Origin of the sequence: Sphingobium sp. (assembly GCF_033795625.1) — a bacterium.
Lineage (GTDB): Bacteria > Pseudomonadota > Alphaproteobacteria > Sphingomonadales > Sphingomonadaceae > Sphingobium.
Map to the genome: position 1 here is coordinate 209394 of NZ_JARYGI010000001.1, position 14602 is coordinate 223995.

Sequence of the window (14602 nt, forward strand, 5' to 3'; positions counted from 1 at the left end):
TTTCTGTCACCTTTTGTGGAGGGAAGGCAAGACTGCGGTGTCAGGAGCATCGCTATGGTGCGGCGTGCGGGGTAACGACTGGCCGAAATGTAGATCCGGGCGCTGGTCGAATGGGAGCAGGGGCGCCAGGCGTTCGGTCGAACGTTGCGGCCTTTCTCCAGTCAATCGGGACGGATCGATATGCGGCGCTAACATGGCGATAAGCTGATAGGCGTAATTGCGGAGTAGCGAGTTCTTGAGCGCCGCGATCTTCGTCGTGTTGCTTCGGAAGAAGCGATTGGAACCGGGCAGGGAGACCAGCGAGTCAGTTGCTCCATTGTCCACCGCCATTTGCGCCACGATCCCGATGCCCATGCCCAAACGGACATAAGTCTTGATGACGTCGGCATCCATCGCGGTCAGCCGGATGTCCGGTTCAAGCCCTGCTTCCTCAAACACGCTGTTGATTTGCGAACGGCCCGTAAATTCCGGATTATAGGTGATGATCGGATAGCCGGCAATGTCCGCCAGAGTTGGTTCTGCCATGGTTGCCAGGGGATGATCGGCAGGAACGATCGCGACATGTTCCCATGTAAAGCAGGGATAGGCCTCCAGGTCTCCGAACTCGTCTATCGCCTCCGTTGCGACGCCAAGGTCGGCCTCTCCGCGCAGCAGCATGTCCACCACATAGCGGGGCGTGCCCTGTCGCAGCTCGACTTCTACTTCAGGGAATTGCTCGCGGAATCGGACCAGAATGGCAGGCAGGACATAAGTCGCCTGATTGTGGGTGGCGGCAACTATCAGGCGGCCCTTGTTTTCATGCGCGAACTGTTGGGACAGGCGCTTGAGGTTGTCGGCCTCGTTCAGCAGCTTGTCGATAACCAGTGCCGCATTCTCTCCCGCTTTGGTCAGACTGACGAGACGCTTGCCACGTCGGACGAATATATCGATCTTCAGCTCTGATTCCAGTTCCTTGATCTGTTTGCTGACGCCGGACTGCGACGTGAATAAATGGTTTGCGACTTCAGTCAGGTTCAGGTTGTTCTGGATCGCTGCCCGCACATACTTCAGTTGCTGGAAATTCATGATCTGAGTCTGGCGCTGGAGACGACGATTATGCCGCGCAGGCGTGAGCCGCGCTGGCCAGCTATAACGACGGCAACGGATCTTGACCGAGCGAATTGCATGCTGTCCCCCTTGATGTGCTTGTTCGCTGCGGCATCCTTCGAAGGGTAGCTGAATTCTCTATTTAGTTGGTAGAGAGTTCCTGCAAAGCAGCTCTTCTTTAGCTCGCCGCAGAATATCTAATCGCGACATGATTGGTTTACCCGCATCGCCAGCTTCTAGGAGAGCGTGGTTCATTGAGAGCGCTGAATACGAAGGGCGTAGCTGCGACTGTCATGTTCTTTTGGGAGCTATTAATGCGAAGGACGATTTTCTACGTCGCGGCTGCTGCGGGACTAGCCAGTGGGTTAGCGGCAATGGCACAGGAGCAGGCAGTGGCGCCGAGCGAGCCTTTGCCGCTGAAGGAGTTCATGGGCCATGTCATGCAGCGCAACGCCGAACAGCTTTGGCAATGGACGGCGCTGCTGATCGACGAGAAAGGCGAACACTCCGGGCAGCCCAACTCCGATGAGGAATGGGAAAATGCCGAAAGCGATGCGCTCACATTAGCGCAGCTTGCCCAGGCGCTGGAAAGCCCCACCTATCGGATCGACGACAAGCGTTGGGCGAGCCATGTCGCTGGCTTCCGTGCGGCGGCCGCCGCCGGCGCTGATGCCGCGGAGCGAAAGGATTTCCGCGCTTTGGAAAGGGCCGGCGAGGACATCAACACTCAATGCGTCTCTTGCCATTTGACCTTTGCACCCGAGCTGGAGGCGCCGCCGCCCTCTTCGTGATCGCCCATATTCCCGATCCTGGAATAACGAAGAAAGGCGGCCCCTATAAACGAAGGCCGCCTTGTCTTTTCTATGGCTCCACGTCAGCGTGCGATGACGGCTCCGTCGGATGGCACGCCTACAGCGCCGCCGCCAAAGGGGCCATTATTCTCCACGCATACGCGCTCGACTTTCTCGTGAAGAGGAGACTGGTCGGGGCGGTTCGCAACTTTTACGTCATAGTGCCAACCGTCAGGCGCGTCCGCTTCCGTATAGCGGCGCACCGGAATGGTGGCGGTCCACGGTCGGGAATATACCGTGGGATCCGTGAACGTGGCGACGTAGTTGAAGCCGCTGCCGTCATGGTTGAAAATGTATCGTTCCTTGACGGTCGCATTTTCGCTCATGAAGTCCCCAAAGCGCCCGAACAACGGCTTGCCATTATTGTTGGTCACATCGACGACCAGAGTGTTCCCCTCCCAATGGCCGCGAGAGTCTCCATTCCACAGCTTGATGGTGGGACTGAGATGTGGACTATCGTCGAGATGGATGACGCGTGTGCCTGAATCGAAGAGGAACAGCACGTATCCTGGATATTGCCGCAACTCGAACCCGTGCCACATGAATGATTTGGGCACGCCCGCCGGAGCGCAACGCGCCAGCGGCTCGATGTAGCGCGGCTTGTCCGGGTTCGGGAAGTTCCGGGCAAAATCCTCCTGTAGGGCGCGGGCTCCGAGCAGATAGGGGATCTGCCCGTCGGCCGGATCAGACACGCGGCTGGGCGCCCGCTGGTGGCGCGGTAGCTTGGCCGCCGCCGATGGCTCACCCGGCGGTCCCGCCTGCGGGTCAGTGAAGTTGCTGTGATTGGAGATGGTGTTCGAAAAGAAACCGTTCACGTCGGGTTGTCCGTCGGGCAACGTTTTTCCTGCCCAGGCTCCCGATGCGATTGCGGGCACTACCTTGCTCCAGCGAATGGTATTGCCATTACCTGCCGCTGGCGTCTGCCCAATCGGATTAGCGGTCTGCTGCGTTGCGGTTTCGGACGTGGTCTGGGCGGTGAGGGGGACGGAAGCCGCGGCGGAGGCGGCGACTGCGATCAGGGCAATGCAGCGTATCATGGCTTGACTTCCTTGTGCGGATAGGCCGCCTCGTATTCGAGCGTGTAGCAATAGTCTTCGATGAGCTGGAAACCCTTGTCGCGACGCCGATTCAACAGGAATTCGATGGTCCAGGGGCGCGTGAAAACTTTCGGATCTTCAATCGTGGCGCGATAGGAAATGGTGTCCTTGTCGACGAAGCTCCAGCGTTCGGTCACATGCAGTGCGTCGCTGTGATAATTGCCGGACCGATCGAGCCAGGTTTCCTCGTTGAATCCCGTTACATCGACGACGAGCGTGTCGCCTTCCCAACGACCGCGGGAGTCGCCCAGATAATAGCCGTCTTCGGTGTCCTGCTGGTGCCCGGTCCCGTTGGTGAAGATGGTTCGCACCTGGTGGCCGAACTGGTGGACAAGCGTAAGATCCCGGTCACGTTCGAAGATCTGGAAAGGGGCCTGATAAGCAACACTTCGCGGCACGCCAAGCACCCAACATTTCAGGCGTGGGTCATCCTTGGCGCGCGCGTCGAAATTGCGCTTACGCTGCGCCAGCGCCTCTGTCTTGTAGGGGATTGTGCCGCCTTCGATAACGCCCGGCCCCGGAGGGGCATCGCGTCTGCCCGCATGCGGCTCCAGATCGTAATCCGCCTCGCTCAGCGTCTGCCATATGCCGGAGAAATCAGGTTTGCCCGACGCCAGGCGCGGGATCGCGTCAGGTTGTCGAGCGGATGCGGCCTTGGTGTCGGCGGTCCCGGCGAGCAGCGCCAGCGCCGCAACGGCTGCAACCGCTGCGCCCCTGAACTGGGCTACGAAGCTATGGATCATGTCAGTTCCCCGCCGGTCTGGTAGGGGCATCGGGAGCGCTGCCCGTCTGCACCTTGCGACCGTTCTGGAATGTCAGCGCTGTCGCATAGCCGAACGGGCCCCCATTTTTCGCGCGGAAGCCGTTGACGCGGATGGGAGTGCCGGGAGCTACCTGATCCTTGGAAAGCCCATTGGCCCGCAATCCGCTTGGCGTGCCGAATTCGAAGCCCCAGTTGGTGACAGAGCCGTCCTTGTTCTTCACGTCGATATAGATCCAGCTGTGCGGATTGACGAACCGCGCCTTCGTCACCGTGCCCTGGATGGCGACCGGCTTTGCGGCGTCGAACTCCGCAGCGAAGGCATGGTGGGCGACACTGGCCGTTGGAGCGGCCAGCAGAGCGAGGCCCACACCGCAGGCGAGGGCGCTGATGCGAATTTTAAATGACGTGCCTGTTTGCATGAGGACCTCTCAGAACTTGGCGCGCAGGAGCGCGCCGATGTAACGCCGCGGCCCAATGCCGTCGTAGCCGACCGGGGCGTTGTTGCTGAAATCGTTGATGCTGGTGGTGTAGAAGGTGTTGAACAGGTTCTTGGCAACGATGCTGAGTTCCGTCTCGACTCCCTTGATCGGCGCTCCGAAGCCGATGCCGGCGTCGGTCAGATGATAAGCCTTCTGAAAGCCATAGGGCGATAGCAATTGTTCGAGGTTATGCGACGAGCGGTACACGTCGTTGGCAAACAGGTGCAGCGTCACGCCCGAATTCCCCAGTTCGCGCTCGAAGTCAGCGCCAAGATTCACCGTCCAGCGCGGCGCACCCACGATCTGCTTGCCGCTATTGTTGCAGGAAGCGACGCTTGCCGGGAAGGAACGCGGGCAGGTGGCGTTCGACCAGTCCGTATATTTGGCGTCGTTATAGGCGCCGCCAAAGGTGAACGTGACACCCTGAAGCGGACGCAGGGCGCCTTCCCATTCCACGCCTCTGGCCCTGATGCCCGGAATATTGCCCAGAACGGAACTGAAGCCGGTCGATGAGGTGGCGTCGGGCACGTTGGTCGTCGCCTGATAATCACGAACTTTCGTGTGATAAAGGTTGAGGCTAAGTGACAGCACGTCATGGAAGAACGCGCCCTTTATCCCAAGCTCGAAATCCGTCGTTTTCTCCGGCGCAATGTTGCGGCGTGAACCGTCATTGCCGAACGCCACTGCGCCAGATTTGCCGCCTCCGCTTGCCGAACCATAGAACAGGAAAGTGTCGGTGATCTTGAGGCTCGGGTTGATAAGCCATGCAATCGAGTCATCGTGGATCGGATCGCCGATCACGTCAGTATAGCTGTTGCCGAGCTGACCATTGCGGATGGCGTCGGCCGGGGCACTGCCGGTGGAAACAAGCGCCGCACCGTCGGCGAAGGCGGCGGCTTTGCTCGTTCTGCTGCGCTTTTGCTCCCGCGTGTAGCGCAGGCCTCCGGTGATCGTGAGTATGTCTATGGGGTTCCAGTCGATCTGGGCGAAGACCGCCTGACTCGTGGAGATGGGCTTCTGGTATGTCGTCGACCGGACATTCCGAAGCGAATTTTGCAACAGGATGAACCCCGCTGGGTTGTTCAAGGCTTGATACTGGGCGTTCGTGGCATAGAATGCGCCAGCGTCCGTGCCGAAGAGAGTGCGGCTCGTCGTCTCCGTCGCAATCCGGTACAGATAGACGCCACCCTGATATTTGATGGCGGACCCGACGTCGCCCGAGACCCGGAATTCCTGAGAGAGTTGCTCGGTATCGACCAGCGTGCCGCCGCGATTGATTGCAAAGCGGGTCTGCTCGCTATCGTTATTGGCGTCGAAATGCAGCTTGCGGATCGCAGAGATCGATTTGATCTCCAGGGGGCCCGCATCCCAGGTCGCGACGACTGACGCACCATAATTGCGAGTGATGAGCGGCAGCGCCTGATCAATGTCGATTTTGGTCCACGACCCGATGATCGGCGTATATCCGCCGAAATAGCCGCGGCTGAGCCGCGTCGTGTATGTGGTGCCACGCACCGATCCATCGTTCAAAGTCGTGGGATCGACCATGAACGGCTTGGTGTTGCTGTTCTCGTTCGTCTCCGCCCCGTCGACGTTCAGCTTTACCGATAGTGTTTCTGTCGGCTTATACAGGAGCTGAAAGCGGCCACCCCAACGGTTACGCTCATGCCAATGGCGGCCCCGCGAAGGGTTGACGTTGGAGATGTCGCCCTGTTGCCGATCGTAGAAGAAGGAGGCGCGAAAGGCGAGAACGTCATCGATCAGGGCACTGGAGTATGAGCCACGAACCTTCACTGACGGCGTGGAAAGGCCGCCCTCTATGTCGAAGCTGCCTTCGGGTGTGAAGGAGGGTGCCTTGCTGGTATATTTGATTACGCCGAGCGAGGTGTTCTTGCCGAGCAAGGTGCCCTGCGGGCCGCGCAGAACTTCAACTTGCTGCAGGTCCGTGAAATCCTGGTAGGTCATACCGACATGGCCGAGGAACACGTCGTCCACGATAGTGCCGACGGCCGCTTCCATATTGTCATTGCCGCTCGTCTTGCCGATGCCGCGCAGGGAAACGCCGGTACGGCGCGCATTGGGGCTGGTCGCCGTCAGCCCCGGCGCGCGCTGGGCAAGATCGGCGATGTTGAAGACGCGTTGCTGGGCTAGCGTCTCGCCGCTCAGCACGGAGATCGGGATTGGCACATCGTTGATATCCTCTTCCCGGTTACGGGCCGTGACGACGATGCCACCGGCGTCCGCTTCCGCTGCAGCATCGAGAGCCGCATCGGCGGGCGCTTGGGCGTAGGCCGTGGGGGCGCAGGACAGTAGGAGGCTTGCTACTAGCCAGGACAAACGCCTGGATTTGACGCGCGAAGGGGCATGCCCTGGTGGCGTGATACTGAACATGATGAACTCGTTTCTGAATGGCGTGAGGAATGCGGGGCTTACTTGCCCGGCCGCGCGACACCGTGCGTCAGGGTGGCGATCCGATAGACGCTGCCACGGCCGACGGCGTAGAGATGTGCGTGGTCAGGGCCGCCAAATGCCAGGTTTTGCGGGGCTTTGGGCAGTGCGATGATGCCCAGTGCCTCACCGGCGGGAGAGAATATCTGAATGCCTGCACTGCTCGCCACGTAGACGCGGCCCTCGGCATCCACGACAATGCCATCCGCGCCGCTGCTGGGGCCGTTAGGCGTGTCCTTGAACCCGGCGAGCTTCACGAAATCCCGACGCTCCGCCACACTTCCGTTAGCCCGGATGGTGAAGGCGATCAGCGCTTCTCCGGCGGTGTTGGCGACATAGAGCGTTTTCTCGTCAGGGCTGAGCGCAACGCCGTTGGGGCGTCGGATGTCATCCGCGATAAGGGTAACCTTGCCCTTCGGATCAAGCCAGTAAAGGGCAGCCTTTGGCGGCGTGACGCCTGCCTGCGGCGCTGCGCCGGGATCCGAGAAATAGATGTTCCCGCCCTTCGACACCGCAAGGTCGTTGGGGCGATTGAGGAGTTTTCCTGCATAGGCCGAGGCGAGTAGCTTTGGTTTCGGTTGAAGGACAGCGATGCCCGGCGGCGCGGTCTGCACCGCCAGGAGGGCACCTTTGGCATCGACAGCGAGCGCATTGGCTCCGCCCGTTTTCTCCAGATACGTGCTGATGCTGTTATCCGGCGCGATCTTCACGATGCGGTCGGCACGATTTTCGGTGAACAGGATGGCCCCATCCTTGAGCGCTACTGGACCTTCGGTCCCCTCAAACCCTTCACGGATCACCTCGACCCGCGTGTCGGCGGCGACAACGCCAGTGATCGCGGGCGTCACGATCTTCTGGCCGTAGAGGAACCCGCCCTGTTTTGCATAATCCTGAACGCCTGCGGCACCCGCTACGGTGAAGCCGTGTGCCGTCAGATAGGCCGCGGCTTTCTTCGCGCGACCGGCATGGTTGGAAAGCGTCACGATCTGCCTGTCCTTCGGGATAAACGGCAAGAAACGGTCGAGTTCGGACGCCTGTATGTTGAGGAACACCGGGAAACTGCCGATGGCGGAGATCTCCTCGGCGCGGCGTACGTCGATGAAGAGCACTTTGTCCGGCGCCGTCAGCAATGCGTCTAGCTGGGCACGGTCGAGGGCGGGCGCTGTTCCCTCGGAGCGCGCTGCTATCGCTGGCGTCGCGGTCTGTGCGGTGACGCCCGGTCCGGCGAAGACTGCCGCCAACGCGGTGGCAAGCAGTCGCGTGCGAAGGCGCGACCGATACGCATACTGAGTTTTATAGATAATCATGTGTTGCCCCTCTTTGCTGGCCTTAGCCGCAGTAAGCAGGCTGATATGTGGCGCAGGGAGCGTCATGAACTAACGAAATGTAATTAGGATATGAGATCCGGAAATATGCTAGAAATGCGTAAGCTCTTAGTAGAAACGACGCTGATGAATATCATTTGCACCAGTAAACATTATCTTTACTGATGGTTTTATCAGGAGAATCCGATCCATCGTCCTGCGGCTGCTACCGTGATCCATGCGAGAGTTGAAACGAATGCAGTCAACCTTTGAAGCGCTTCTTTTCCAAGAATGCTTTTATCTGTATCTCTTCCGTCCATGGAGTAGGTCGGGAAAGATGCGGCGGCAACGAGGCCAGTGCTGGTCAGGGCGATGCCGATGCCATGGCTCTGCCCCACCAAGGCATCGAGCGAAACATACCACCCGCTCAGTGCGAGCGCCGAAGCGGCAATGATTGCGGGCCGATGCCGGCGTTGTGTTGCCACGGAGAGCAGTGCTGCTCCAGCGAGTGCGATCAGAATACTGCCCGGATTGACCCTGGCCGTCGTGGCGAACAGGAACATCGCGGCGAGCCAGATCGCGAAACCTGCAAGGATGGCTGCCTTGCCGCTTCTACTCTCCAGTGCACGCGAACCGCGCACCTGCCGGGCGACGACATGGCTGAGGATGATCGCTGCGATGAGCGCCACCATCTTGATGAAGAACGCGCCGTTCGGCAGCAGCGTGCGAGCGGTCGTGATGCCCATTATGACGCCGGTTACGATTGCTCCGGCAGCGCCGAACCGATACCAGCTGCGCGTGGTGCGTTCCACTTCCTCGACCGGGACGTCGGTGAGTACGAGGTTCAGTACGCGCAGATTGAGGATCAGCACGGCGCCTCCCAGGATCGTGAGCAAAAGCAGATGCCCGGTCTCAATGGCCGCAAAGATCCAGATCGTTTCGTTCAGATAATGAACGATCGGTATACGTGCAACGCTCTCCAGCGCGGGCTGAAGGGTGGGGAGCAGGTTGGCGAAATTAATAGTCATTGTGCAAGGCCCGGTTCGATTGCGGCGAGTGTCGCGGTGCGCTCCTGGCACTGTTCAGCGGCCGCGACGAAGCCGGAAGCCATGTCGCAGGAAAACCAGTCGTAGGCCATGCAACGGCCGGCCACGATCACCGCGACCCACAATGCAATGGAGGTGCCTGCGGCGAATCGCACTTTGGCCGGTGGCCTTTGCGCATCATCCCAGGCGCCACGATTGGCCTGCACGCGAAAGTGGAAGATGAAGATGTTTATCGCGGCGGCAACGACAAAGACTAGCTTCACGCGGAAGATCACGTTGTGATAATATTCGAAAGGATTGGCGAAAAACAGCGCGGTACCGGTCAGCAGCATCACGAGGAAACCCCCGACCGTATAAGGCAAGATACTGTCGGCCACCTTGGAAACTGGACGGTTGGGCAAAAGCACGCCCAAAAGGCGCAGATCGACAAACAGGATGGACCCGGCGAACAGCATCAGGGTCACAACATGCGTGCCTTCCAGCAGCATCCACAGCTGTTCGGAACCCTGAAGCTGCGCGCTCCAGGACGTATCACTTACGGCGCGACCCGCGCCATCCAGTTCTGCGCCGAACTGATACTGCAGATAGGCAAAAAAACGTGAGATCATGCGTTGCCTCGGCAGAGCGATTGGACAGGGCTGGAGGAGTGCCCGCTCCAGCCGAAACGGCAGAAGGAAATTGAAGGCGCCGCACCACTAACTGATCTGCGAAGACAATAAACGAAGCATATGGCATAACAATCTGATGCTTCGTGCTAAGCCGGAGAGTGAGTGTCATCAGGCCGAGATGAGAGCTGTGCCTGAAGCTCGAAAAACTTGCATCTGCCGAACAAGAATGGATTTGTTCCGAAGACGCACGACCGTAGATGGGGCGGCATTCCGCCGCCGCTCATGTCCTAACCGAGGCATATCGCACCGAGGCAGAACGATCAGTGTTCCGCACCGGTGCTACTGATGAAGAGATAGGCAGGATCGAACTCGCTAAGGCGATAAAGCGCCTCGCGATCCAGAATTTCGACCTGGTTGCCTTGTGTGCGCAGCATCCCCCGTTCGCGCAGTTCCCGCGCCATGCGGTTGACGTGAACCGCCGTAATGCCACAGGCTTCGGCCAGGTCTGTCTGCGTCATCGGCAATTCGAACTTGCATCCATCACTAAGCCCCACCACACGCAGCTTGCTCTCGAGCTCGCAGAAGAAATGCCCAAGGCGGCAAAGGGCATTAAGGCGGCCGAGCCGAAAGATCCACTCACGGTGCATTGCCGCATCGAGCAGCGTACTGAACCATAGAAGTTTGGCCATGCTGGGGCGCTGCGCCATGATGTCATCGAGCCGCGCATGAGGTATCTGGGCGACCCGGCACGTCGTCAGCGTTGCAACATCATGGTCGAGCCGTTTTAGCGGATAGGCGTGGAGGTCGACGAAGTCGCCCGGAACGTGCACCGCGACGATCTGCCTTTGGCCTTCCCGATCGTCTTTATAGCGACACATGAAGCCCTCGATGAGATAGGTGCTCACCGAAACAGGATCGCCTTCGCGTACCAGCATGCTGCGAGGCGGCAGCTTCCTGACCGGGCCTGCCTCATGTTCTAGCGCCTGGATATCCCCTTCGCTCAGCTGATCGCGACGACGCCCCAGCAGGAACTTATCAAACACCATGTACACCCCCGAACGGCACCGAAGTTGAAGCCGAGGCGCGACGGGCCCAGGCTTTTCTCTTTCGTGCTGGCGAAGTCTATACAATCAAATGGGCACATCGCCCTAGTCACTTCAACGCAAGTCCTCTCTGAGAGTGGATCTTTGTTCATATATATCAGCGTAGCCAGTCGCTCGCAGCTTGATCGCTGAAATCGCTTACGGCCTGATCCACGTGTCGGCCAAGGGTCCATTGCATTTTAGCTCAGCTATCAGGATGGCCGATGTCTGACTCTGAAAAGCTGATCTTGGCCTTCCAGTCTTTACGACCGCTGTTTCGCCAAAAGAAGGCAGCGGAAAAGCGCGCGGTCCCCTATTTCGCGGCGTAATCGCCGACTTCCGCCCCGAAATGGTCCCTGGCATGAACCTTGGCAGCTGACGCCGTTTTAAACGTTTCGGCTTGCAATGTTGCGGTGACCAGCGGGTAGCCCTGCGAGTTGTAGCGCGTTTCCCGGACCGTCAGGCGGAAAAGACCACTCTCGTCTTTGCTGACAAGGAAAGGGCGGACGGGGTGTTTGGACATTACGTTCTCCGGTGGACCCAGACGGACCCTATGTTGCGCAGCCTATCTGCGAGGGGATTGCACAGCCAGTTCCGAGGAAAGCCGCCAGATGCGCGGTCGCTGACGTAACCGCGGGCTTATACTGCATATAATGCATGGGGCGGTTTTTAGCAACCGCCAGGGGCCTGCTCGCACGGCATCGTCGTGATCACCGCCCGAGTATCTGCCGGTATAAGCCGATGTAGGCGTCCGCCATATGATCGATCGTAAAGCGGTCCGCGACTACCTGGCGCACGACGGCCCGGTCTATCTCGCTTACTCGCTCGATCGCTGCATGTACCTCCCCTGGATTGTCGACCAGAAAACCGGTGACGCCGTGCTCGATCAGTTCAGGCATCGATCCCCGGCGCGTCGCGATGACAGGCGTACCTGACGCCATGGCCTCGATTACGGAAAGACCGAACGGCTCGTCGAAGTTGATGAGATGCAGAAGCGCGCGCGCCGATCCCAAAGCGCGCAAACGTGCTTCGCCGCCAATGGCGCCGTGGTAGCGGATGAGGGCGCCGTCGACCTCAGGTGCGATTTCCCGCTCATAATAGCCCTGATCCTGCACGATGCCGTAAAGGTCGAGCGACCGCCCCGAAGCACGTGTAGCGGCAATTGCTTCCCTCGCACCCTTGTCAGGATGGATGCGTCCGAAGAACAGCAGGTCGTCGCTGCCCTCTGCGTTAAACCGGAACGTGTCGAACGGGATGCCATGGTGGATGGTAGCGGCATAGCATAGCGCCGGATGGCGGTCGGCGGCGCTGATCGCGACATAATGCACGCAATCCTGGAACGGCACATACATGGGCAGGATGCGGTCGGATGAAAAACCGTGGATGGTGGTGACTATCGGTGTGTCGACCAGCCCGGCAAAAGCGTGCGCAGGGAAATCGGCCTGATTGTGGATGAGGTCGAAGCGGCCCGCCTGCCCGAACAAGTTTGCAAGATGCCGGAACTCCCAGACCTTCGCATCGACCGATGGATCTTCCGAATACGGTGCAGGGACGACAGCGTCGAGCTTCGCCGTCGTGATGCTGTCGCGCGTTGCGAACAGGGTGACATCGATGCCTCGGGCGACGAGCGCTTCCGTCAGCATGCTGGTGACAAGTTCCCATGGGCCATAATGGCGTGGCGGCGTGCGCCAGGCGATCGGCGCGAGCATGGCAATCTTCACGTCAGGCGATATCCTTCAGGCGCAACACCAGCCCCTCGTCGCCGAGCAGCGTGCCGTCGAACAGGCGTGGGCTAAGTGTGGAAGAGAGCACTTCTACTACCTCGGTGCGGGATGGAAGCATTAACTGTCGCGCCCCTGCTGCGAGGTTGAGCGCGATCAGCAGCCGGTCGCCGTCATGCGCTCGTTCGTAAGCAAGAACATCGCGGTCCGCTTCGGCTGCAGCATAGCTGCCAATGGTAAGGGCTGGCGTACTTCGGCGTAAGGCAAGGAGCCTGCGATAGAGCGTCAGCATGGATTCGGGATCGGTCGCCTGCGCGGCAACGTTGCGGTCCATCCAGTCGGTATTGATCGGCAGCCAGGGTTCACCCGTGCTGAACCCCGCATTGGCAGAGGCATCCCAAGGCATTGGGGTGCGTGATCGGTCACGGCCGATATCGAGCGATGGCTGGCGCAGATGCTGGGGATCACGAATGCGGTCGGGCGGAATATCCACTTTCCCGATCCCGATCTCGTCGCCTTGATAGAGCGTAGGCGTGCCGCGCAGGGTAAGAAGCAGCATCGCGGCAACGCGTGCCTGCGCCTCGCCGATCCTTGCGGCTATGCGCGGCGCGTCATGGCTGCCAATGACCCAGTTGGGCCAACCCGATACCGGCAGGGACGCTTCATATTCCGCGATCACGCTAGCCAGCCGCGCGGCGTCCCAATCATTCTCGATGAGCTGGAAATTGAAAGGCAGATGCACTTCCGGGCGTTCGGCCGTTCCGTACCAGCGCGCATGGCGATCGTTGGGCAGGAAGATCTCGCCTATCAAAACGCGATCCCCATAGCTGTCAGCCAGGTCGCGCATCTCAGCAGCAATGGCATGCGCCTCGGGCTGGTCAGTTGAATTGCGCTGAAGTACGCGGTCGCGCTCGGTCCGGGCGGGTGTCCAGTCCGGATTTGGCGGATTGTCGGGCAGGCCTTCCGCCTTCACGATATGCCACAACACGTCGATGCGAAAGCCGTCGACACCGCGGTCCAGCCAGAAGCGCAAGACATCCATCATCGCCGCTCGAAGATCCGGATTGCGCCAGTTGAGGTCGGGCTGTTCCTTCAGGAAGGCATGCAGATAATATTGTCCGGTCGCCTCATCCCATTCCCAGGCAGACCCGCCAAAGTCGCTGATCCAGTTGTTGGGTGGTCCGCCATCCGGTGCCGCATCTCGCCATATGTACCAGTCGCGCTTTGGATCGGTGCGGGAGGAGCGACTTGCGATGAACCAGGGGTGCTGATCGGAGCTGTGGTTTGGCACGAAATCCAGGATGAGCTTCAAACCTCGCGCATGAGCGGCGGCAAGCAGGCGGTCGAAGGCATCCAGATCGCCGAACATCGGGTCGATGGCACAATAGTCGGCAACATCGTACCCGAAGTCGGCCATCGGCGAGGGAAATATCGGCGATAGCCACACGGCGTCCACTCCGAGCCTAACGACATGATCGAGCCGCGATTCGATGCCGGCAAGGTCGCCCACGCCATCTCCATCGCTGTCCTGAAACGACCTTGGATAGATTTGATAAATCACACCACTTTCCCACCATGGGGTGGCCGACTGCTCGAGTTGAACTGGCATCGAAGGCATAAGTATTGAACTCCGAATGAGGCGACTATGGTTGTCTCCTACACCGAGCCGCCCTTGATGTACTGCCCGGGTCGACGCCTAGCTTTATTCTGCGGCTTGGGTGAGTCCTCTTTCCGTGTACGCCGGGGTGTTGTATCTAATGCCTAACCCGACAGAGCGAAGAGCCGCCGGGGGATGAAGACGTTGACCGGCCCCCACTGAGTGGTCCGTGCTGATTGTTAGTGCATTATCGCCTCCGTTGCCATTGCCGCCTGGAGGTGGAGCGAAGCGGAACCGGAGGGCGGTAATGGCGGAGAAGCCGTTTCCGGAGCCGGCGGTCGGTAGCCGAGGCTGCTGTGGGGGCGGATCGTGTTGTAGTGCCGCCGCCAGGCTTCGATCAGCACTTTTGCCTCGGCGAGGCTGTAGAAGATCTCGCCATTGAGCAGCTCGTCACGAAGCGACCCATTGAAGCTCTCGTTGTAGCCGTTCTCCCATGGCGAGGCCGGGGTGATGTAGAGCG

14 protein-coding genes are annotated in these 14602 nt (G+C 59.7%); 1 reads left to right on the plus strand and 13 read right to left on the minus strand.

From position 1 onward, the window contains the following. Positions 1 to 6: 6 nt before the first annotated feature. A complete protein-coding gene (locus QHC67_RS01080; protein WP_319290007.1) occupies positions 7 to 1065 on the minus strand; it encodes a LysR substrate-binding domain-containing protein in 1059 nt (352 codons plus the stop codon). Positions 1066 to 1400: 335 nt separating this feature from the next. Here QHC67_RS01080 and QHC67_RS01085 point away from each other — a divergent pair, with 335 nt between their 5' ends. After that, on the plus strand, positions 1401 to 1877 hold the full coding sequence (locus QHC67_RS01085) for a hypothetical protein (RefSeq protein ID WP_319290009.1): 477 nt from the start codon (positions 1401 to 1403) through the stop codon (positions 1875 to 1877). An 83-nt stretch (positions 1878 to 1960) separates the two neighbouring features. On the opposite strand, the gene QHC67_RS01090 is transcribed toward QHC67_RS01085, so the two are convergent. The 12 genes from QHC67_RS01090 to QHC67_RS01145 all read right to left on the minus strand — a co-directional run. Then, positions 1961 to 2974, minus strand: coding sequence for a hypothetical protein (locus QHC67_RS01090; RefSeq protein WP_319290011.1), 1014 nt, complete (start codon positions 2972 to 2974; stop codon positions 1961 to 1963). After that, positions 2971 to 3777, minus strand: coding sequence for a hypothetical protein (locus tag QHC67_RS01095; RefSeq protein WP_319290013.1), 807 nt, complete (start codon positions 3775 to 3777; stop codon positions 2971 to 2973). The genes QHC67_RS01090 and QHC67_RS01095 overlap by 4 nt, the downstream gene beginning before the upstream one ends. Position 3778: 1 nt before the next feature. Next, entirely contained in the window at positions 3779 to 4216 is a 438-nt protein-coding gene (locus QHC67_RS01100; protein ID WP_319290015.1) for a DUF6152 family protein, read from the minus strand. Positions 4217 to 4225: 9 nt separating this feature from the next. After that, the gene (locus tag QHC67_RS01105) at positions 4226 to 6667 is read right to left on the minus strand and encodes a TonB-dependent receptor (RefSeq protein WP_319290017.1); all 2442 of its coding nucleotides are present in this window, start codon (positions 6665 to 6667) and stop codon (positions 4226 to 4228) included. Between the two features lie 38 nt (positions 6668 to 6705). Next, on the minus strand, positions 6706 to 8031 hold the full coding sequence (locus tag QHC67_RS01110) for an SMP-30/gluconolactonase/LRE family protein (RefSeq protein WP_319290019.1): 1326 nt from the start codon (positions 8029 to 8031) through the stop codon (positions 6706 to 6708). Positions 8032 to 8222: 191 nt separating this feature from the next. Beyond that, positions 8223 to 9056: a DUF6644 family protein gene (locus QHC67_RS01115; RefSeq protein ID WP_319290021.1), complete on the minus strand. Its 834-nt coding sequence runs from the start codon at positions 9054 to 9056 to the stop codon at positions 8223 to 8225. Further along, a complete protein-coding gene (locus QHC67_RS01120; protein WP_319290023.1) occupies positions 9053 to 9562 on the minus strand; it encodes a DUF6644 family protein in 510 nt (169 codons plus the stop codon). Before QHC67_RS01120 ends, QHC67_RS01115 begins: the two co-directional genes overlap by 4 nt. A 440-nt stretch (positions 9563 to 10002) precedes the next feature. After that, positions 10003 to 10728 (minus strand): Crp/Fnr family transcriptional regulator, encoded by a 726-nt coding sequence (locus tag QHC67_RS01125; RefSeq protein ID WP_319290025.1) that lies wholly within the window; start codon positions 10726 to 10728, stop codon positions 10003 to 10005. A 349-nt stretch (positions 10729 to 11077) separates the two neighbouring features. Then, positions 11078 to 11287, minus strand: a complete 210-nt coding sequence (locus QHC67_RS01130) for a hypothetical protein (RefSeq protein WP_319290027.1) — start codon at positions 11285 to 11287, stop codon at positions 11078 to 11080. A gap of 187 nt (positions 11288 to 11474) precedes the next feature. Further along, complete coding sequence (locus QHC67_RS01135; protein WP_319290028.1) at positions 11475 to 12485, minus strand: glycosyltransferase family 4 protein; 1011 nt, start codon at positions 12483 to 12485, stop codon at positions 11475 to 11477. A gap of 1 nt (position 12486) precedes the next feature. Further along, a complete protein-coding gene (locus QHC67_RS01140; RefSeq protein WP_319290063.1) occupies positions 12487 to 14094 on the minus strand; it encodes an alpha-amylase family glycosyl hydrolase in 1608 nt (535 codons plus the stop codon). A 227-nt stretch (positions 14095 to 14321) separates the two neighbouring features. Beyond that, positions 14322 to 14602, minus strand: a 281-nt coding sequence (locus QHC67_RS01145) for a transposase (protein ID WP_319290030.1), incomplete at its 5' end; no start/stop codon positions are given.